This window comes from Parvibaculum sp. (assembly GCF_030694575.1).
Classification (GTDB): domain Bacteria; phylum Pseudomonadota; class Alphaproteobacteria; order Parvibaculales; family Parvibaculaceae; genus Parvibaculum.
In genome coordinates, this window is record NZ_JAUYUS010000107.1 from 41,835 (window position 1) to 59,650 (window position 17,816).

The 17,816-nt window shown below is 64.8% G+C and carries 14 protein-coding genes; 2 read left to right on the top strand and 12 right to left on the bottom strand.

Annotated features, from left to right (window positions below; all coding sequences use genetic code 11):
* Nucleotides 1-24 precede the first annotated feature (24 nt).
* From Q8S60_RS15155 to Q8S60_RS15180, 6 genes are all read right to left on the bottom strand, one after another.
* Nucleotides 25-2,595: a DNA translocase FtsK 4TM domain-containing protein gene (locus tag Q8S60_RS15155; RefSeq protein WP_305275229.1), complete on the bottom strand. Its 2,571-nt coding sequence runs from the start codon at nucleotides 2,593-2,595 to the stop codon at nucleotides 25-27.
* Between the two features lie 116 nt (nucleotides 2,596-2,711).
* On the bottom strand, nucleotides 2,712-3,953 hold the full coding sequence (locus Q8S60_RS15160; protein ID WP_305275228.1) for an aminotransferase class I/II-fold pyridoxal phosphate-dependent enzyme: 1,242 nt from the start codon (nucleotides 3,951-3,953) through the stop codon (nucleotides 2,712-2,714).
* A gap of 231 nt (nucleotides 3,954-4,184) precedes the next feature.
* A complete protein-coding gene (locus Q8S60_RS15165) occupies nucleotides 4,185-5,438 on the bottom strand; it encodes an ammonium transporter (protein ID WP_305275227.1) in 1,254 nt (417 codons plus the stop codon).
* Between the two features lie 458 nt (nucleotides 5,439-5,896).
* Nucleotides 5,897-7,240 carry an ammonium transporter gene (locus Q8S60_RS15170; RefSeq protein WP_305275226.1) on the bottom strand — a complete coding sequence of 448 codons (1,344 nt, stop codon included), beginning with the start codon at nucleotides 7,238-7,240 and terminating at the stop codon, nucleotides 5,897-5,899.
* Between the two features lie 64 nt (nucleotides 7,241-7,304).
* The gene (locus Q8S60_RS15175) at nucleotides 7,305-7,643 is read right to left on the bottom strand and encodes a P-II family nitrogen regulator (RefSeq protein WP_305275225.1); all 339 of its coding nucleotides are present in this window, start codon (nucleotides 7,641-7,643) and stop codon (nucleotides 7,305-7,307) included.
* Between the two features lie 380 nt (nucleotides 7,644-8,023).
* On the bottom strand, nucleotides 8,024-9,361 hold the full coding sequence (locus Q8S60_RS15180) for an ammonium transporter (RefSeq protein WP_305275223.1): 1,338 nt from the start codon (nucleotides 9,359-9,361) through the stop codon (nucleotides 8,024-8,026).
* Between the two features lie 418 nt (nucleotides 9,362-9,779).
* Here Q8S60_RS15180 and Q8S60_RS15185 point away from each other — a divergent pair, with 418 nt between their 5' ends.
* Nucleotides 9,780-11,981: a PQQ-dependent dehydrogenase, methanol/ethanol family gene (locus Q8S60_RS15185; RefSeq protein WP_305275221.1), complete on the top strand. Its 2,202-nt coding sequence runs from the start codon at nucleotides 9,780-9,782 to the stop codon at nucleotides 11,979-11,981.
* Nucleotides 11,982-12,034: 53 nt separating this feature from the next.
* Here Q8S60_RS15185 and Q8S60_RS15190 read toward each other — a convergent pair whose 3' ends face one another.
* Entirely contained in the window at nucleotides 12,035-13,390 is a 1,356-nt protein-coding gene (locus tag Q8S60_RS15190; protein ID WP_305275219.1) for an amidase, read from the bottom strand.
* A 94-nt stretch (nucleotides 13,391-13,484) separates the two neighbouring features.
* On the opposite strand from Q8S60_RS15190, the gene Q8S60_RS15195 reads away from it, so the two are divergent.
* Nucleotides 13,485-14,714, top strand: a complete 1,230-nt coding sequence (locus Q8S60_RS15195; protein WP_305275218.1) for an FAD-dependent monooxygenase — start codon at nucleotides 13,485-13,487, stop codon at nucleotides 14,712-14,714.
* On the opposite strand, the gene Q8S60_RS15200 is transcribed toward Q8S60_RS15195, so the two are convergent.
* The 5 genes from Q8S60_RS15200 to Q8S60_RS15220 form a co-directional block, all read right to left on the bottom strand.
* Entirely contained in the window at nucleotides 14,711-15,079 is a 369-nt protein-coding gene (locus Q8S60_RS15200; protein WP_305275216.1) for a DUF971 domain-containing protein, read from the bottom strand. The two genes, Q8S60_RS15195 and Q8S60_RS15200, sit on opposite strands and share 4 nt — an antisense overlap.
* Nucleotides 15,072-15,284, bottom strand: coding sequence for a Trm112 family protein (locus tag Q8S60_RS15205; protein ID WP_305275214.1), 213 nt, complete (start codon nucleotides 15,282-15,284; stop codon nucleotides 15,072-15,074). Before Q8S60_RS15205 ends, Q8S60_RS15200 begins: the two co-directional genes overlap by 8 nt.
* A 14-nt stretch (nucleotides 15,285-15,298) precedes the next feature.
* Nucleotides 15,299-15,982 (bottom strand): LON peptidase substrate-binding domain-containing protein, encoded by a 684-nt coding sequence (locus Q8S60_RS15210; protein ID WP_305275212.1) that lies wholly within the window; start codon nucleotides 15,980-15,982, stop codon nucleotides 15,299-15,301.
* Nucleotides 15,983-15,995: 13 nt separating this feature from the next.
* Entirely contained in the window at nucleotides 15,996-16,910 is a 915-nt protein-coding gene (trxA, locus tag Q8S60_RS15215; protein WP_305275211.1) for a thioredoxin, read from the bottom strand.
* A gap of 137 nt (nucleotides 16,911-17,047) precedes the next feature.
* The gene (locus Q8S60_RS15220; protein ID WP_305275210.1) at nucleotides 17,048-17,605 is read right to left on the bottom strand and encodes a prolyl-tRNA synthetase associated domain-containing protein; all 558 of its coding nucleotides are present in this window, start codon (nucleotides 17,603-17,605) and stop codon (nucleotides 17,048-17,050) included.
* Between the last annotated feature and the right edge of the window lie 211 nt (nucleotides 17,606-17,816).

Sequence of the window (17,816 nt, forward strand, 5' to 3'; positions counted from 1 at the left end):
GGGTAAATGAAGCGCACAACTTCTTCAGTGGTCGCCGACAAGAACCTCGCGCTTTCCCTGATGATTTGGCGGGCTGACCACGCCCTGCTCTTCCATAAGCTCGATCAGGCGCGCGGCGCGGTTGTAGCCGATTTGCAGGCGCCGTTGGATATAGCTTGTCGAGGCGCGCTTGTCGCGGGCGACGATCGCGACAGCCTTGTCGTAGAGATCGTCGCCGGAACCGGCGCCACCGTCGAAAGCGAAGGGATCGCCGCCCTCTTCTTCCTCTGCGGTGATCGCTTCCAGATATTCCGGAACACCCTGACGCTTGAGAAAGCTCACGACCTTTTCCACTTCCTCGTCGGAAACGAAAGGCCCGTGCACACGGCGAATGCGCCCGCCGCCGGCCATGTAGAGCATGTCGCCCTGACCGAGCAATTGTTCGGCGCCCTGCTCGCCCAGAATAGTGCGGCTATCGATCTTCGAGGTCACCTGGAACGAGATGCGGGTCGGGAAATTGGCCTTGATGGTGCCGGTGATGACGTCGACGGAGGGGCGCTGCGTCGCGGTCACGATGTGGATACCGGCGGCGCGCGCCATCTGCGCGAGGCGCTGCACGGCCGCCTCGATTTCCTTGCCGGCCACCATCATCAGGTCGGCCATTTCGTCGACGATGACGACGATGAAGGGCATGGGCGAAAGGTCCATCTCCTCTTCCTCGTAGATGGCTTCCCCCGTCTCCTTGTCGAAACCCGTCTGCACGGTCCGCACCAGAACTTCGCCGCGCGCATTCGCTTCCGAAACGCGCGTATTGTAGCCGTCGATATTCCGTACACCGACTTTCGACATCTTGCGGTAGCGGTCTTCCATCTCCTTGACGACCCATTTGAGGGCCACGACCGCTTTCTTCGGTTCGGTGACGACGGGCGCGAGAAGATGGGGGATGCCGTCATAGACGCTCAGTTCCAGCATCTTCGGGTCGATCATGATGAGTTTGCACTGCTCCGGCGACATCCGGTAGAGCAACGACAAGATCATGGTGTTGATGCCGACAGACTTGCCGGAGCCTGTCGTGCCGGCGATCAGAAGATGCGGCATGCGGGTCAGGTCGGCGAGCACAGGCTCGCCGTTGATATTCTTGCCGAGCGCAAGCGTCAGCTTTGAACTCGAATTCTCATATTCCTGCGTCTCGAGAAGCTCGCGCAGGTAAACGGTTTCGCGCCGTGCATTCGGCAGCTCGATGCCGATCGCGTTGCGGCCGGGTACCACGGCGACGCGCGTCGAGACGGCGCTCATCGAGCGGGCGATGTCGTCGGCAAGCGAAATCACGCGCGAGGATTTGATGCCGGGCGCGGGTTCCAGTTCGTAGAGCGTGACGACGGGGCCCGGATTCACGGAAATGATTTCGCCGCGGATACCGAAATCGTCGAGGACGGATTCGAGAAGCCGGGCGTTCTGCTGCAAGGCGTCGTCGGTAAGTTTGGCCGGTATGGCCGAGGGTTTCGGCTTCGTCAGCAGGTTGAGAGGCGGCAATTGATAGTCGCCGGAGGATTCGAACGGCAGCTTCGGCTGGGCTTCGCGCGCGGCGCGGTTGGATGGCTTTACCGGCTTTGTGGTGCCGCGGCTCACGCGGGGCGCGGGCTTCTCCGAAATCGTTGGTTCGATCCGTTCTTCGGCGGCGCGGGCCACCCTCGCCTCGCGGCGGCGCGCCCGGCGTTCGCTCGCGCTTTCCTCGCTGCGGCGGCCGAATTCGCCAAGCCGGCCTTGACGCGCCGCCTCAATCTCCTCGGCGGTCAGGGGAGCGTAGTCGCCGCGCCGCAGGAACCGGTCGCGCCAGTCGGTCACCCGGTCGCCCGCTTCCCACATCAGGATGCGAAGGCGGCTGGGTTCGACGTCCGGCCGGTGCGGCCGCACGGGTTCGTCCGCCAATGCGCCACGGCGGCGGGGCCGGGCCGCGCCGGTATAGAGGCGGTCCTCTTCTTCCTCTTCCTCCGCCGCGCGCCAGTTGCGCAGACGTTCCGCGGCGGTGGCAAGATCGGCAAGTGTGGTGTCGGTTGCGAAGAGGATCAGGAAGAAGGCAGCCGGCGCGGCAATCAGCGCCGTCAGCGTATAAGCCATCGCTTCGCCGGTCAGCGGCGCGAAAATGCTCAGTCCCAGCGCAGCGAGCGCGTCACCCAGAACACCGCCAAGGCCGAGCGCCAGCGGCCAGAAAGCAAAGCGGGGAAGCGCGCCAAGAAAGGCCGCGGCGGTGAGCGTGCCGGCAAGCCATGCGGCGACGCGGAAGACGATGTAGTTCGACAGGCGGTGCGAGAAGGCGCGGATGCCCCAGACAAAAGGCGGCAGCAGCAGAAGCAGACAGGCGAGGCCGAGTGTCTGCAGCAATATGTCGGCGACATAGGCGCCGGGAAGGCCCATCCAATTGCCGGGCGGACGCGTCGTTGCGTTGTTGAGGCTCGGATCGTCGATCGACCAGCTCAGCACGGCGAGAATGCCGAAGCCCGCCAGCGCAACCAGCACGACGCCCGCCCCTTCCACGACGCGGCGCCCGAGAAAGGCGTTCACTGCCGGGGGCAGATAGGTGAGCGGGTTGACGAGCCACCTCCTCACGCGCTGCATCCTCCGATGGGCCGGGGGCCCCTGCTGCTTTCGGGAAGCCGCTCCCGATTTCGTGCCGCGCGGTTTGCGCACGGGCTTTCCGCCTGCGGAGCGGCCTCGCTTCGCGGACGTACCGATCACAGAACCTCCGCCATGCGCGCGAGAGCCTGCTCGGTTTCGGACTGGCCGTCGACCAGCGCCACGCGAATATAGGCGGCACCGGGATTCCCCGTCGGCCCGTAAGGCGAATCTTCGCGCGATAGATAGGCTCCCGGCAACACTTTCACGCCACCCCGGGCCCAAAGTTCGCGCGTCGCCTTTTCGCCGTCGCCGACATCGAGCCACAGGAAGAAGCCGCCGGGCGGACGATAGAAGCCGAATCGATTGCCGAGAACGCGTTCGGCGGCGTCGATCTTCGCACGATAAAGGTCGCGGTTCGCGCTTGCGTGTGCGTCGTCGTTCCAGCAGGCGGCGGAGGCCGCCATCAGCGGCAGCGGTACTTGGGGACAGGCGATGTTGCGGAAATTGCGGAAGCGCTGCATCAGCGCCCGCTCCCCGGCGCAGAAGCCGGAGCGCAGACCCGGCAGGCTCGATCGCTTCGAGAGCGAATGAAAGACGATGATGTTGGCGAAGGGGTCGCTTTCGCCTTGCCCGCTGCCGCCAAGGGCCAGCGCCGCCTGCAGCGCGCCCGCCGGCGGTTCCCGGTCATAGATGTCGGCGTAGCATTCGTCGATCGCGAGCGTAATGCCATGCGTCCGCGCCAGCCGGATCAGCCGCATCAGATAGTCGAGGCTCGCGACGGAGCCCTGCGGGTTCGCCGGGCTGCAGAAATAGATCATCGCGGTCCGCGCCAGCAACTCTTCCGGCAGCGCCTCGAAGTCGGGCATGAAGCCCGTTTCCTTCGTGGCAGCGATATAAACTGGTTCCGCGCCCGCCGCGAGCGCTGCCGCCGCATAGCATTGGTAGAACGGGTTCGGCATCAGAATTGCGGGGCGCCTGCCCGTCTTCTCCGGCGGGGTCGCCACCTGGGCGATGCTGAAAAGAGCCTCGCGCGTGCCGTTCACCGGGAGGATCTGGAGGTCGGGATCGAGTGCAAGTCCCTTCCCCACGGCGGCTTCGATGCCATAGCGGCGGCCCAGCCAGCCGGCGGCGGCGTTGCGAAACTCCGTGGTGCCGATGATGGGCGGATATTTGCCGAAAAGCGGCGCATTCCGTGCGATTTCTTCCATCACGAAGGGGGGGAAAGCATGCTGGGGCTCGCCCAGCGACATGACGAGCGGAGGCTTGCCCGGCTCGATCCCCTCGATCAGCGCGTTGAGGCGCGGAAAGGGGCTATCGGGCAGGCCATCGAACCGTGAAAAAGCGGCGCTTGCCGTCATGGATTTCGCGCGGTTTGCGGGCCTCGCACAAGGGATTGCGCGGGACGCGAGGGTTAAAATTCCAAATTCGGCGCGATCTTAGCCGTGGCGAGTGAAGCGGTCCAGTGGGCCGGACCGCTTCACCCAGTGGAAAAAGCTGTGGAATTCCCGCGCCTTATCCACACAATTGGAAGCAAATATTTAACCGGACGTTAACCGGAGCGGCTCCGCGCGAGCCGCTCCGGTCTGTTCTCACCGGGTCGGCGACACTTCCGACTCGGGATTGGCGCCGATCTGGTGGATCGAAAGGTCGGCGCCCCGGTGTTCTTCCTCCGTGCTGAGGCGGATGCCGACCAGCATCTTCAGGAGGCCATAGACGGCGAAGCCGGCCAGACCGGCATAGGCGGCGCCCGCAAGCGAGCCTGCAAGCTGGCTGAGGAAGGTGACGCCGCCAAGGCCGCCGAGCTCCGTCAACCCGAAGATTCCCGCCGCGATGCCGCCCCAGAGGCCGCAAAGGCCATGCAGCGGCCAGACGCCCAGCACGTCGTCGATCCGGAACCGGCGCTGGCAGGCCTCGAACATTACGACGAAGAGCGCCCCCGCGACCCCGCCGACGACGAGAGAGCCGAGCGGGTGCATAATGTCCGAGCCCGCACAGACGGCGACAAGGCCGGCCAGTGCGCCGTTATGGATGAAGCCCGGGTCGTTCCGGCCGACGACCAGCGAAGCGAGGATGCCGCCTGCCATCGCAAGGAGTGAATTCATGGCGACGAGGCCCGACACGCTTTCGAGCGACTGGGCGGACATCACGTTGAAGCCGAACCAGCCGATGCAGAGAAGCCATGATCCCAGCGCGAGCCACGGGATCGAGGAGGGCGGAAAGCCGACAAGCTTGCCCTCCTTCGTATAGCGGCCATTGCGCCGGCCCAGCATGATGACGGCACCAAGCGCCAGCCAGCCGCCCACGGCATGGACGACAATCGAGCCCGCGAAATCGTGGAACGGGGCGCCAAACGCTTCCTCCAGAAAGGCCTGAACGCCGAAATTACCGTTCCATACGAGCCCCTCGAAGAAGGGATAGATGAGGCCGACGATGATCGCGGTCGCCATGGCTTGCGGCCAGAAGCGGGCACGTTCGGCGATGCCGCCCGAAATAATCGCGGGAATGGCGGCGGCGAAGGTCAGCAGAAAGAAGAATTTCACCAGCGAGAGTCCCTGAGGCCCGTAGGCCGAGCCTTCGGTTGCGCCGTTGAGCTCGGCTGCGCTGACCAGGAAGTCAACGCCATAGGCGACCGCATAGCCGACGAAGAAATAGGCGATCGTCGAGATGGCGAAATCCGCCAGGATTTTCACCAGCGCATTCACCTGGTTCTTGTGCCGCACGGTGCCGACTTCGAGAAAGGCGAAGCCGGAATGCATGGCGAAGACAAGAATGGCGCCTACGAGAATAAAGAACACGTCGCCGCCGGCGCCCATTCCGGCGCTTGCGCTTTCAATCGGATCCATGAAGGGATCTCCCTTTCGTTGCCACCGGGACGCCTCGCCGGATTTTTTGTTCTGGCCGGCAAAGGCGTTTGGCCGCTTCCCGCTCTCGCGAACGGGCGCGGCCCTTTTCTTCAGCGTGTTGCCCAATCAAGAGGCATGCCATGAAGCTGCCCGGGAACGAGGCACACAAGATCAACGGCTTAGCGGGAAAAGAGGGAAAGCGGCGGCGTGCGGCGCCCCTCAGTGCCTAGAGTTTGACCTCTGTTTCGAGGCAACAGGCACAAATATTATGCAAAGTGGTCTTGCTTCGCCGGTGCCAGCCTGTTCAGGGCAGATGACGATAAAAAAAGAGCCCGGAGAGGGAATCTCCGGGCTCCAGTGTCACCGCCAAACCCCGAAAAGTGGTGGCGAGGGGTTTGACGGCCGTGGGAGAGAGGCGGAGGTCCGAGGGAAGAACCTCCGCCCTGGAGAAACGGCCGTTAGCGAGCCGCGAACTCCGGATAGGCCTCGACGCCGATCTCGGCCTTGTCGAGCCCCATCATTTCTTCCTCCTCGGTGCAGCGGATGCCGACCGTGAAGCGCAGGGCGAGCCAGAGCACGAGGCTCGTCACGGCGACGAAGATGCCGATGGAGATCACGCCCGTCGCCTGTGCGGCGAAGTTCGTGTCGGCATTGGTCAGCGGCACCGCCATGGTGCCCCAGATACCGCAGAAGAGATGGACGGGGATCGCGCCCACCACGTCGTCGATATGGAGTTTGTCGAGGAGCGGCACAGTCAAGACGACGATCACGCCGCCGATGGCGCCGATGCCGAGCGCCCAGCCGAGCGTCGGTGCGAGCGGTTCCGCCGTGATCGAGACGAGGCCGGCCAGGGCGCCGTTGAGCGCCATGGTGATGTCGACCTTCTTGTAGAGGAGCTGCGTCAGGACCATCGCGGCAACCACGCCAGCCGCAGCCGCCATGTTGGTGTTGATGAAGATGGTCGCGACCGCGTTGGCTTCGTCAGGCGAACCGAGCGCGAGCTCCGAGCCGCCGTTGAAGCCGAACCAGCCGAGCCACAGGATGAAAGTACCGAGCGTCGCGAGCGGCATGGACGAACCGGGCATCGGATTGACGCCGCCGCCCTTGATGTACTTGCCGATACGCGGGCCGAGAATGAGCGCGCCCATCAGAGCGGCCCAGCCGCCCGTCGAGTGCACAAGCGTCGAACCGGCGAAGTCGGAGAAGCCAAGCTCGCTGAGCCAGCCGCCGCCCCACTGCCAGGCGCCCTGGATCGGATAGATGAAACCCGTCAGGAAAACCGTGAAGAGGAGGAACGGCCAGAGCTTGATGCGCTCCGCGAGCGTGCCCGACACGATCGATGCGGCGGTCGCCACGAAGACCATCTGGAAGTACCAGTCGGAAGCCGATGCGTAGCCCGTTCCGTCCGCGGCTACGCCGCCGGAATCGTCCACACCCCACAGCGCGATGGAGCCGAAATAGCCGCCGTCGACGCCCGAATACATCAGGTTGTAGCCGACAAGGTAGTACATGATACCGGCGACCGAATAGAGTGCGATGTTCTTCGTGCACTGCATCGCGACGTTTTTGGAGCGGACAAGACCCGCTTCGAGCATTGCGAAACCGGCCGCCATGAACATGACGAGGAAGCCGGTCATCAGAAACAGCAATGTGTTGAACACATAGGCCGTATCGGGCGCGCTTAGCGCAAAGGCCTCTTCGGCCACTTCTTCGACTTCCTGCGCGAACGCAGGAGCCGTCATGGCCAGTACGGCGAGACCCGCCATCCCCGCCAAACGTGTATATCTTCCAGTGTTGGTCATCGTTCCTCTCTCGTTAGAGGGTTGCCTTCCCCATTTCACGAAAGAACCTCGATCCTTGTACGGATCAAAGAGCTTCCGCGTCCGTTTCGCCGGTGCGGATGCGCAACACCTGCTCGACGGAAATCACAAAAATCTTGCCGTCGCCGATCTGACCCGTCTTGGCGGCACCGCTGATGGTGGACACCACTGCGTCGGTCTGGTCGGACGCCACGACCACTTCAATCTTGAGTTTCGGCAGAAAGTTCACCGCATACTCCGCGCCACGATAGATTTCGGTCTGACCCTTTTGACGGCCGTAGCCTTTCACTTCCGTCACGGTCAGGCCCTGGACGCCGATCGCGGTCAACGCTTCACGGACTTCGTCCAGCTTGAATGGCTTGATGATCGCCATAACGAGCTTCATTTGAGTTTCCTCTTTTCTGTCGCCGGATAGGCCTCGCCCCGCCGACGCGCGTTGTTCACCCGGTCCCGAAACGCTTTCCTTCTGAAACGGCCGTCCGGGCTCAGGCTCCAGCTTACAATCAAGAACCGTGCCGCGCGGAGGGATGCCGGGAAACAGTGGAATCCCGGCCTTTTGCGGGTGTTTCCGGCAGATGTTGTGCTGCCCCGGAAGGCAATGCGGAGGCGATGCCCGTTGGTGTGCGAGGTTGTGCACAAATTCTGTGCAGCCGCCTCCGCAACGGTCAGCCTACGGATCGATCCCTCCATAGGTGTGAGCCGGGTTGCACAGACAAAAAGGGCGCCCCGAGGGGCGCCCTTTGGTTTCGTGCGGTGTGGAGAGGCTTACTGGATCACTTCGCCATGCTGGCTTATGTCGAGACCTTCCACTTCTTCCTGCGGTGTCACGCGCAGGCCGAAGAAGAGCTTCGTCACCATCAGCAGGATGAACGTGCCCAGCCCGCAATAGACGATCGTGGCGATAATGCCCTTGATCTGAATGCCGACCTGGGCCCAGTTGCCTTCGAGGCCGCCAAGCGGCGCATCCGCGCCGGTAATGGCGGCGGAGGCGAAGACGCCTGTCAGCACGGCGCCGACGATACCGCCGATCGCATGGACGCCGAACACGTCGAGAGCGTCGTCGTAGCCGATCGCCTTCTTCAGGCTCGTCGAGGCGAGGAAGCAGACGATGCCCGCCGCGAGACCGATCCAGAGCGCGCCGGAAGGATCGACGAAGCCGGACGCGGGCGTGATCGCGACGAGACCCGCCACCGCGCCGGTCGCAAGACCGAGCAGCGTGGGCTTCCGGTGGACGATCCATTCGATGAACATCCAGGCGAGCGCGGCTGCTGCCGTTGCGATCTGCGTGACCGCCATCGCCATGCCGGCGCGGCCGTCGGCCGCCAGTTCCGAACCGGCGTTGAAGCCGAACCAGCCGACCCAGAGCAGGGACGCGCCGACCATCGTGAGTACGACATTGTGCGGCGCCATGTTCTCGGTGCCGAAGCCCTTGCGCGGGCCGAGCACGAGGCAGGCGACGAGACCCGCGACACCGGCATTGATGTGCACCACGGTGCCGCCGGCGAAGTCGAGCACGCCGTCTTCACTGAGGAAGCCGCCGCCCCATACCCAATGGCAGATCGGCGCATAGATGAAGACGAGCCAGAGCGCCATGAAGACCAGCATGCTGGAAAACTTCATGCGGTCGGCGAAGGCGCCGGTGATGAGGGCGGGGGTGATGATCGCGAAGGTCATCTGGAAGGTCATGAAGACGCTTTCGGGGATCGTGCCCGAAAGCTCGTCGACGCCCATGCCGCTCAGGAAGAGCCGGTCGAGGCCGCCGATATAGGCATTCATCGAGCCGCCATCCTGGAAGGCCAGCGAATAGCCGATCACCATCCAGACCACGGACATCAGCGCCGCGATGGCAAAATTCTGCGCCGTCATGGCGACGACGTTCTTCTTGCGGACCATGCCGCCGTAGAAAAGCGCAAGACCCGGAATGGTCATCATCAGGACCAGCGCGGTCGAGGTGAGCATCCAGGCGGTGTCGCCGGCGTTCAATACCGGTGCTTCTTCCTGGGCGAAGGCGCTGCCCGCCGTCGCCAGTAGCGCAAAGGAGGCTGCCGCCAGGCCCACAGCGCCGCTGCGGACAAGCCCCCGGAACTTTGTGTTGTCGGTCATCCGTCTCTCTCCGTTATGCGCCGGCGGACTTGTCCCCGGCTTTTATTCCGCGCGGTGTACCCGTCTCCCGGCGGGCATCGCTCCGGCGCTTGGCCGGTTGCTTCTCAAGAAGCATGCCGATTCATGCCGCTTCGACTATCTCACTGAAATATCGAACGAATTTCATCGCAAGCTGCCAATCCCGGCGGCAACCCGTCCGAAATTTGCTCAATAATTACTCATATTTCATCACTTGCATAAATTATAATCACTTTGCTTCCACAGGAGTCACAAGTGAGAGCCACCCGTTTTGCCCGCTTGCCGTCGGTATGGGGTGGTTTCCTGTTTTCCGGCCTTCGGTTAATGTTCTGAAAAAGCCGGAGCCAAGCTCCGCAAAACACAAAGCGCGGCACAAGCGCGAAACAGGGACGGGGAGGTCATGGCGGATCTAGCGAAAATGTGGCCTGCGGCGGTCAATGCCGCAGCGGGACTGGTGCTGGCCGGGGTCATCGGCTGGCAGTTCGTGGGCGGCGATGGGGGCGAGCGGGCGGTGGAAGCACCGCCCGTGGCCGGCGCACCGGTCGAAGCCGCGAGGGCGGAAGGCGCCGTCGGCGTCGATGCCGAACGGATCGTCAATGCCGACAGCGAGCCCGGCAACTGGCTCGCCCATGGCCGAACCTATGACGAGCAGCGCTTCTCGCCGCTCGACCAGATTACTGCCGACACGATCGGCCAGCTCTCGCTCGCATGGTCGCTCGACACCGATACGGTGCGCGGCCTCGAGGCGACGCCCATTGTGGTCGACGGCACGATGTATATGTCGCTCAGCTGGGGCATCACCATCGCGGTCGATGCGAAGTCGGGCCAAGAGCTCTGGCGCTTCGACCCGGAAGTTCCAGGCGAATGGGGTCGCTATGGCTGCTGCGACGTCGTCAATCGCGGCGTGGCGGTCTGGAAAGGCCGGGTCTATGTGGCGAGCTTCGATGGCCGCCTCTTTGCGCTCGACGCGAAGGACGGCTCGGTCGTCTGGAAGGTGAACACGATCCCCGGAGCGCCCTACACGATCACCGGCGCGCCGCGTGTCTTCGACGACATGGTCGTCATCGGCAATGGCGGCGGCGAGTATGGCGTGCGCGGCTACATCACCGCCTACGATACCGAGACCGGCGAAGAACGCTGGCGCTTCTATACCGTGCCGGGCGATCCCTCGCTGCCGCTCGAGCATCCCGAGCTTGAAGCAGCCGTTCCGACATGGAAGGGCGGCGAGTGGTGGAAAGTCGGCGGCGGCGGCACCGCGTGGGACTCGATGGTCTACGAGCCCGATACCGATACGCTTTATGTCGGCACCGGCAACGGTTCGCCCTGGACGCGCGAAATCCGCTCGCCCGGGGGCGGAGACAATCTCTACATCTCGTCGATCCTCGCGCTCGACGCGAAAACCGGCCGGATGAAGTGGTACTACCAGACGACGCCCGGCGATAACTGGGACTACACGGCGACGCAGCCCCTGATGCTCGCCGACATCGAAATCGGTGGCGAGACCCGCAAGGTCATCATGCAGGCGCCGAAGAACGGTTTCTTCTATGTGCTCGATCGCATAACGGGAAAGCTGATCTCGGCGAATCCGTTCTCGACCGTCACATGGGCAAGCCATGTCGACCTCGAAACCGGCCGTCCGGTTGAAACGGGCGAAGGCGAATACAGCGATCGCACAGCCTTCGTGCTGCCTTCCGCCAATGGCGCGCATAACTGGCACCCGATGGCCTTCCATCCCGGCACCGGCCTCGTCTATATCCCGACGCAGGACATCGCCGGCATCTATTCGCTCAGCGAACAATGGAAGACCGAGAAGAAGTTCACGCCGAAAAAGAACTGGTGGAACACCGGCATCGACTGGACCGACTATATCGACGCGATCAACGCGCTGCCGGAACTGCCGATGGAGAAGGGCTATCTCAAGGCCTGGGATCCGGCGACGGGCGAAGTGAAATGGCAGGCGGAATATCCGGCACCGCTCAATGGCGGCGTGCTGGCGACCGCGGGCAATCTCGTCTTCCAGGGCACGGCGGACGGTTATCTCTATGCCTACAAGGCCGATACCGGCGAGCAGGTCTGGGCGCAACACATCCAGACCGGCATCGTCGCGCCGCCCGTCACCTACATGGTCGATGGCGAGCAATATGTTGCGGTGCTGGCGGGTTGGGGCGGCGTCAACATCGTCTCCGGCGATGCGCGTACTTCGGCGGCGGCGAAATACGGCAATGAAGGGCGCCTGCTCGCCTTCAAGATCGGTGGCGGCGGTAACCTGCCGCAGCTTGCGATGCTCGACCAGTCGATCCCGGAATGGCCGCCGCTGACGGCATCGGAGGAAACCGTGCGTCAGGGCGAGATCGGCTACTCGACCTACTGCATGCTCTGCCACGGCGCGCTTGCCGTGTCACCGGGGGTCACGCCCGACCTTCGTCGCATGGGCGAGAGTACGCGCGAGCACATCCAGGACATTGTGCGGGGCGGTATTCTCTCCGACAACGGAATGGCGAGCTTCGCCGATCACCTGTCGGAAGAAGATGTCGATGCGATCCTGTCCTATGTGCAGAAGCGGGCGCTTGAAGATCGCGCGCGGCAGCAGCCGACGAACTGATCTGCCGTCATGAAAGAAAGCCCCGGAGCGAAATCTCCGGGGCTTTTTTCTGTCTAGTGCAGAACCTTCTCCACGGCATGCGCAATGCGCATCAGCTTTTCCTCCGTATACGGCGCAGCCTGCAGCATCAGCCCGACCGGCAGCCCCTGTCCGTCATAGCCGGCCGGCAGCGTGATCGCGCATAGTCCGAGCTGGTTACCGATGGTGGTGTTGCGAAGCGCCATGCGGTTTGCCTTGCCATAGGCGTCGCCGCCATCGATGAGGTCCGCGATCGGCGGCGGTGAAATCGCCACCGCCGGCATCAGTACCGCGTCCGCGCCCGCTGTTGCCGCAAGATAGCGCGCGCGGATTTCCGCACGCTTCAGATCGGCGCGGACGATGTCTCCCGCCGTCAGCGCCTCTCCCGCCATCACGCGGTCATGGACGGGCGGATAGATATCGGCCTTGTTCGCGCGCAGCATCCCGCCCCATTGCGCATAGGCGTCGGCGACGAGGCGGCTTGCCTTCGGATCCCAGGCAAGCGCATGTACTTCGTCGAGTTCGGGCAGGGGGTGCTCGATAATTCTCGCACCCGCCTTCACGAGACGCCGGATCGCGGCTTCGAGAGCCGCGGCAACGCCCTCGCCCAATTCCGACCAGCCGATACCGCCGGGCAGCCAGAAGACCGCGCGCGCGAGATCGAAATCGTCGATGCGGCGCGCCTGCTTGCCGTCGAGAAGCGCGAACATCGCGGCGGCGTCGCTGACGTCCTTCGCGAGCGGCCCCACAGTGTCGAATGTCGGCGACAGCGGCACGGTGCCTGCGAGCGGCAGACGTCCACTGGTGGTCTTCAGTCCGACCAGCCCGTTCCACGCGGCGGGAATGCGCACTGAACCGCCCGTATCCGTGCCGATGGCGCCCGCCGCCAGACCCCGCGCGACGGAAACGGCCGCGCCCGCCGACGAGCCGCCCGGCACGCGCTCGATCTTCTCGTCGCAGGCATTGGCCGGCGTGCCGAATTTCGGGTTGATGCCGAGGCCCGAAAAGGCGATTTCCGTCATCGTGGTCTTGCCGAGACAGACGGCGCCCGCCCGCGTCGCGCGCGCCAGCACCTCGGCGTCATGTACGGGCACGCGGTTCTTGAGGGGGAGTGAGCCCGCCGCCGTCGCCGCACCGCCCGTGTCGAACAGGTCCTTCCAGGAGAGCGGCACGCCGTCGAGCGCATGGCGCCGCAGCCCCCGCTTTGCCCGGTCGGCGGCGGCCGCCGCTTCGGCGCGGGCCCGGGGTCCAAGCAGGCTCACATAAATGCGGTGGCCGGGGTCCGCCGCCGCCGCGCGGGCGAGAAAATCCTCCGTCGCCTCGCGAGGGTCGGCCTCGCCCCGCTCGAAGAGACCGCCGAGCTCAAGCGCGTTCATGCCGCCGAAATCCATTTGCCGCTCCCTTTTTGCCGAAGACTAGGCATAGCGTCCGCCTGCGTCCATCCGGCGCTTGCCTTGGGCAGGCTTCCGACCGATCTTCCCTGTCATGAGCAATGCACCGGACAGCGACATCCTTATCGTCGGCGGCGGCCTTGCCGGCCTGCCGCTTGCCCTGGCCTGCGCGCAGGGCGGCCTCTCCGTCACCGTTATCGACGCGCTCGATCCCGCGACCGTGACGGATGCGGCGTTCGACGGCCGCGTCTCGGCCATTGCGCTTGCCTCCTGCCGGATGCTGGACAGCCTAGGTGTCACGGCGCATCTCAAGGGGCAAATGCAGCCGATCAACGACATCATGGTGTCGGACGGTCGCGTGCGGGAAGGCGCCTCGCCGCTCTTCCTCCATTTCGACCACAAGGAAATCGGCGACGAGCCGCTCGGCAACCTGATCGAGAACCGGCATACGCGGATCGCGATGCAGAAGGCCGTGGAAGCGGAACCGCTCGTCCGCCTCGTCGCGCCGCGTTTCGTTCGTCATGTCGATTATGGTGCGCGCGTCACCGCCACGCTCGACAATGGCGAACAGGTAACGGCGCGGCTCTGCTTCGCCGCCGATGGCCGCGGTTCGCCGACGCGCGAGGCGGCGGGCATCAGGACGGTCGGCTGGGATTACGGCCAGACCGGCATCGTCTGCACCGTCGAGCATGAATTGCCGCATGAGGGCGTGGCGCAGGAATATTTCCTGCCTGGCGGCCCTTTCGCCATCCTGCCCATGGTCGGCAACCGTTCCTCGCTCGTCTGGACGGAAAAGACGGCGGATGCGAAAGCGATCCTCGTGCTTGACGACAATGCCTTTGCCGAGGAGATGCGTGTGCGCTTCGGCGACTATCTGGGCGCCTGCGCGCCCACGGGCCCGCGCTGGTCCTACCCGCTGACGCTGCAGCTCGCGCGCGACTATGTGCGTCCGCGCCTGGCGCTCATCGGCGATGCGGCGCATGGCATTCATCCGATCGCGGGGCAGGGGCTCAATCTCGGGCTTCGCGATGTCGCGGCGGCGGCGGAAGTCGTGGTCGATGCCGCGCGCCTCGGCCTCGATATCGGCGCGCTCGATGTGCTGGAGCGCTACCAGCGCTGGCGCCGCTTCGACAATGTGGCGCTGTCGCTGCTGATGGACGGGCTTAACCGCCTCTTCTCCAACGACATCGGCCCCGTCCGCCTCGCGCGCGATCTCGGCCTCGGCATCGTCGGCCAGATCGGCCCGGCGCGGCGCTTCTTCATGCGTCATGCCGGTGGTGTCGTCGGCGACCTGCCGCGCCTGCTGAAGGGCGAGACGGTCTAGTCCCGGCTCAGCCCCTGCCGCGCGAGCGCTGCCAGGTAGTCCGTCCAGATTTTTTCGCTGTCGCGGCCGAGCCGGTAGAGCGTCTCCCAGGTGAAGAGGCCGGTGTCGTGGCCGTCGTCGAAGACGATCCTCACCGCGTAATTGCCGACGGGCTCCAGCGTGTCGATGGCGACATTGGCCTTGCCGGGGACGGTCTTCTTCTGCGCGCTGCCATGGCCCTGCACCTCGGCCGACGGGCTTTCGACGCGCAGCAATTCGGCGGGGAGCGCGAAGCTCACGCCGTCGTCGAATGTGATTTCGAGGATGCGCTCGGCCTTCTTCAGCTTGATGCCGGTCGGCCAGGGCGCGGCGCTTGCGTCACTCATCGTCGAGCGGGCGCGCCTCGTCCGTCAGCATGATCGGAATGCCGTCGCGGATCGGAAAGGCGAGGCGGGCCTTGTCGGAGATCAGTTCCTGCCGCTCGCGGTCGTAGCGCAGCGTGGTCTTCGTCACCGGGCAGACGAGGATTTCGAGAAGTTTCGGGTCCACTTCCATCTTCGGCGCGCGGGCGGCTTCCTGTGTGTCGGTCATGATTTGGGTCTTCCTTATTGCACGGTCGCATCGCCGGGGGTGAGTTCGCGCAGCGCCTTTTCCGTCAGCGCGATCAGCATCTGGTTGCGGTCTTCGAGCGTCCTCGCTTCGAGCAGCGCCTGCTTCTCGCGGGGGCCGTAGGGGCTGATCGTGCAGAGCGAGTTCACCAGCGTTTCGTTCGACGAAAGGCGGATTGCCCGCCAGTCGGCCTGCAGGCCGTGCGTTTCGAGATATTCCTTCAGGATTTCAAGCAACCGCTCGCGGCTCACCTTGTCCTGGCCGTGGCCGGGCGTGAGGTCGTCGGCGAATTCGTCCCAGCTCACTTCGCATTGCCGGTATGGCGTCATGGCCGGAAGTTCGCCCATAACGCGGAAGCGCGCGATGCCCGTCAGCGTGATGACGATGCGTCCGTCGCCTGTCTCCGCAAAGGAGGTGATGCGGCCCGCGCAGCCGATGGCGCAGAGCGGCGGCTTCTTTCCCTCGATCTGCGACGCGGCAATCGCCTCGTCGCCGTCCGGCTGCACCATGCCGACGATGCGGTCGCTGCGTATCGCGTCGTCCACCATCTTCAGGTAGCGCGGCTCGAAGATGTTGAGAGGCAGTTGCCCGCGCGGCAGCAATATCGCGCCTGCCAGCGGGAACACGGGCAGCGCCCCCGGCAGATCGGCAATGTCGCGATATTGATCCGTGAGCGTCATATATCTCTCTCGGTCAACTGAACAGGATCGAGGACAGGCGCCGCCGGCCGCTCAGGGTCGCCTCGTCCTTCGGCCCGTAGGCGTCGAAGAATTCGACGAGCTGTTTGCGCGCCGCGTCCTCGTTCCAGTTGCGCTGGTATTCGACGATCGTCAGCAGCGCGTCGATGGCGCCTTCCCTGTCGCCGCGCGCGTTGAGCGCGAGCGCCAGGTCGAAGCGCGCCTGATGGTCCTTCGGGTTGGCTTCGAGCCTTGCCTGCAATTCGCCGATGTCGCCGATATCGGCCGCCTTCTCGGCCAGCGAGAGCGAGGCTTCGGCGGCGACGAATTCGGGGTCGTTGCGGCCGTCCGGGCTCACCAGCGCCAGCGTCTGCTTCGCGCGGTCGAGATCGCCCGCCTCGATGTAGCAGCGCGCGAGGCCGGCGACGGCGGCCGGGTTGCCGGGCTCTTCCTGCGCGGCCTGCGCGAAGGCCTGTGCCGCGCGCGACAGGTCGCCGGCCTGATGGGCCTCGCGGCCGATCTCGATCAGTTCCTCGGCGGGAGAGGGGCCGACATCGCCGGCGAGCCGGGCGATGAAGGCCTTGATCTGGCTTTCCGGCAGCGCGCCCATGAAGCCGTCCACGGGCTGGCCGTTCCTGAAGGCATAGACCGCCGGGATCGACTGGATGCGGAGCTGCTGCGCGACCGCCGGATGGTCGTCGATATTCATCTTCACGAGCTTCACCGCGCCGCGCGCCGCCCGCACCGCGTTTTCGAGCACGGGGGTGAGCTGCTTGCAGGGTCCGCACCATGGCGCCCAGAAATCGACGATGACCGGTACGTCGCGCGAGGCTTCAAGGACGTCGCGTGCGAAAGTCTGCGTCGTCGTATCGACGATGAGGTCGTCTGCGCCTTGCAGGGCGGCGCTGCCGTTTCCGGTGATCGGTTCCATGGGTGGTCTCAATTGTCCTTCGCGGGCCTTGTCGCCGGCCCTGGCCCATAAGATGGAGCGGCGGCTTTTGGAAACAATGGTTTAGCTGGCGCGCGCGGGGGGCGCAAGAAAGCCGCTTGTTTGCGGGATCTTCCGGCTCAGCCGTCTTCGCCGGCACTAGCCGCCGCCACGAGGTCGACGATCAGCGGCTCGTGGCCGGTGAGCGCCAGGAAGTCCATGAAATCCTCGCGGGAAATCGCCGTCGTCGCCGTGTTTTCCAGCGGGTGGTAGTGCAGCCGTTCGTGCTCCAGCATCGGCGCGTCGAGCACCACGGTCACTTTGCCGTCGCGGTCGTTCACCAGCGCGAAGGGCGTCACCGAGCCCGGCCTGACGCCCAGCACCTCCCACAACAGGTCGGCATTGCCGAATGAGAGCCGCGCGCCGCCGACGGGCTTCGACAGGCGGTTGAGCTTCAGCTCGCGCGCCTCCAGCGTCACGATCAGGAAAAGCCGGCCCTTCTTGTCCTTGAGGAAGAGGTTCTTGCAGAAGGCGCCTTCGCGCTCATGCGCGGGCCATGAGGCGCGGTGCGCCTCGGCTTCCTCCACGGTGTGGAGGGGCTCGTGATGGCGGGTCTCGTGGCCGATCCCCGCCCGGTCGAGCCAGGCGAGGAAGGCGTCCTTGGTGTGGACCGGCGGGGCGGGCGGGGCGTCGGACATGGCGGCTTTCCTCGCATGGGAGGGGGCCGCCCGGCAAGCCCGGCCTGGGTGAAATTCCCTGCATTTCCAACCGCATCTCCCCCTTGCAAAGGGCCGGGCGATGGGTCATAACACGGCCCTCATAAGGACGGGGCTCCGGCTGCCGTCATCGGATGCGGGTGTAGCTCAGGGGTAGAGCACAACCTTGCCAAGGTTGGGGTCGAGGGTTCGA

Excerpts from the sequence above, each read along its gene's own strand:
- Q8S60_RS15155 (WP_305275229.1), bottom strand. The coding sequence starts at position 2,595 with ATGCAGCGCGTGAGGAGGTGGCTCGTCAACCCGCTCACCTATCTGCCC.
- Q8S60_RS15160 (WP_305275228.1), bottom strand. The coding sequence starts at position 3,953 with ATGACGGCAAGCGCCGCTTTTTCACGGTTCGATGGCCTGCCCGATAGC.
- Q8S60_RS15165 (WP_305275227.1), bottom strand. The coding sequence starts at position 5,438 with ATGGATCCGATTGAAAGCGCAAGCGCCGGAATGGGCGCCGGCGGCGAC.
- Q8S60_RS15170 (WP_305275226.1), bottom strand. The coding sequence starts at position 7,240 with ATGACCAACACTGGAAGATATACACGTTTGGCGGGGATGGCGGGTCTC.
- Q8S60_RS15175 (WP_305275225.1), bottom strand. The coding sequence starts at position 7,643 with ATGAAGCTCGTTATGGCGATCATCAAGCCATTCAAGCTGGACGAAGTC.
- Q8S60_RS15180 (WP_305275223.1), bottom strand. The coding sequence starts at position 9,361 with ATGACCGACAACACAAAGTTCCGGGGGCTTGTCCGCAGCGGCGCTGTG.
- Q8S60_RS15185 (WP_305275221.1), top strand. The coding sequence starts at position 9,780 with ATGGCGGATCTAGCGAAAATGTGGCCTGCGGCGGTCAATGCCGCAGCG.
- Q8S60_RS15190 (WP_305275219.1), bottom strand. The coding sequence starts at position 13,390 with ATGGATTTCGGCGGCATGAACGCGCTTGAGCTCGGCGGTCTCTTCGAG.
- Q8S60_RS15195 (WP_305275218.1), top strand. The coding sequence starts at position 13,485 with ATGAGCAATGCACCGGACAGCGACATCCTTATCGTCGGCGGCGGCCTT.
- Q8S60_RS15200 (WP_305275216.1), bottom strand. The coding sequence starts at position 15,079 with ATGAGTGACGCAAGCGCCGCGCCCTGGCCGACCGGCATCAAGCTGAAG.
- Q8S60_RS15205 (WP_305275214.1), bottom strand. The coding sequence starts at position 15,284 with ATGACCGACACACAGGAAGCCGCCCGCGCGCCGAAGATGGAAGTGGAC.
- Q8S60_RS15210 (WP_305275212.1), bottom strand. The coding sequence starts at position 15,982 with ATGACGCTCACGGATCAATATCGCGACATTGCCGATCTGCCGGGGGCG.
- trxA (WP_305275211.1), bottom strand. The coding sequence starts at position 16,910 with ATGGAACCGATCACCGGAAACGGCAGCGCCGCCCTGCAAGGCGCAGAC.
- Q8S60_RS15220 (WP_305275210.1), bottom strand. The coding sequence starts at position 17,605 with ATGTCCGACGCCCCGCCCGCCCCGCCGGTCCACACCAAGGACGCCTTC.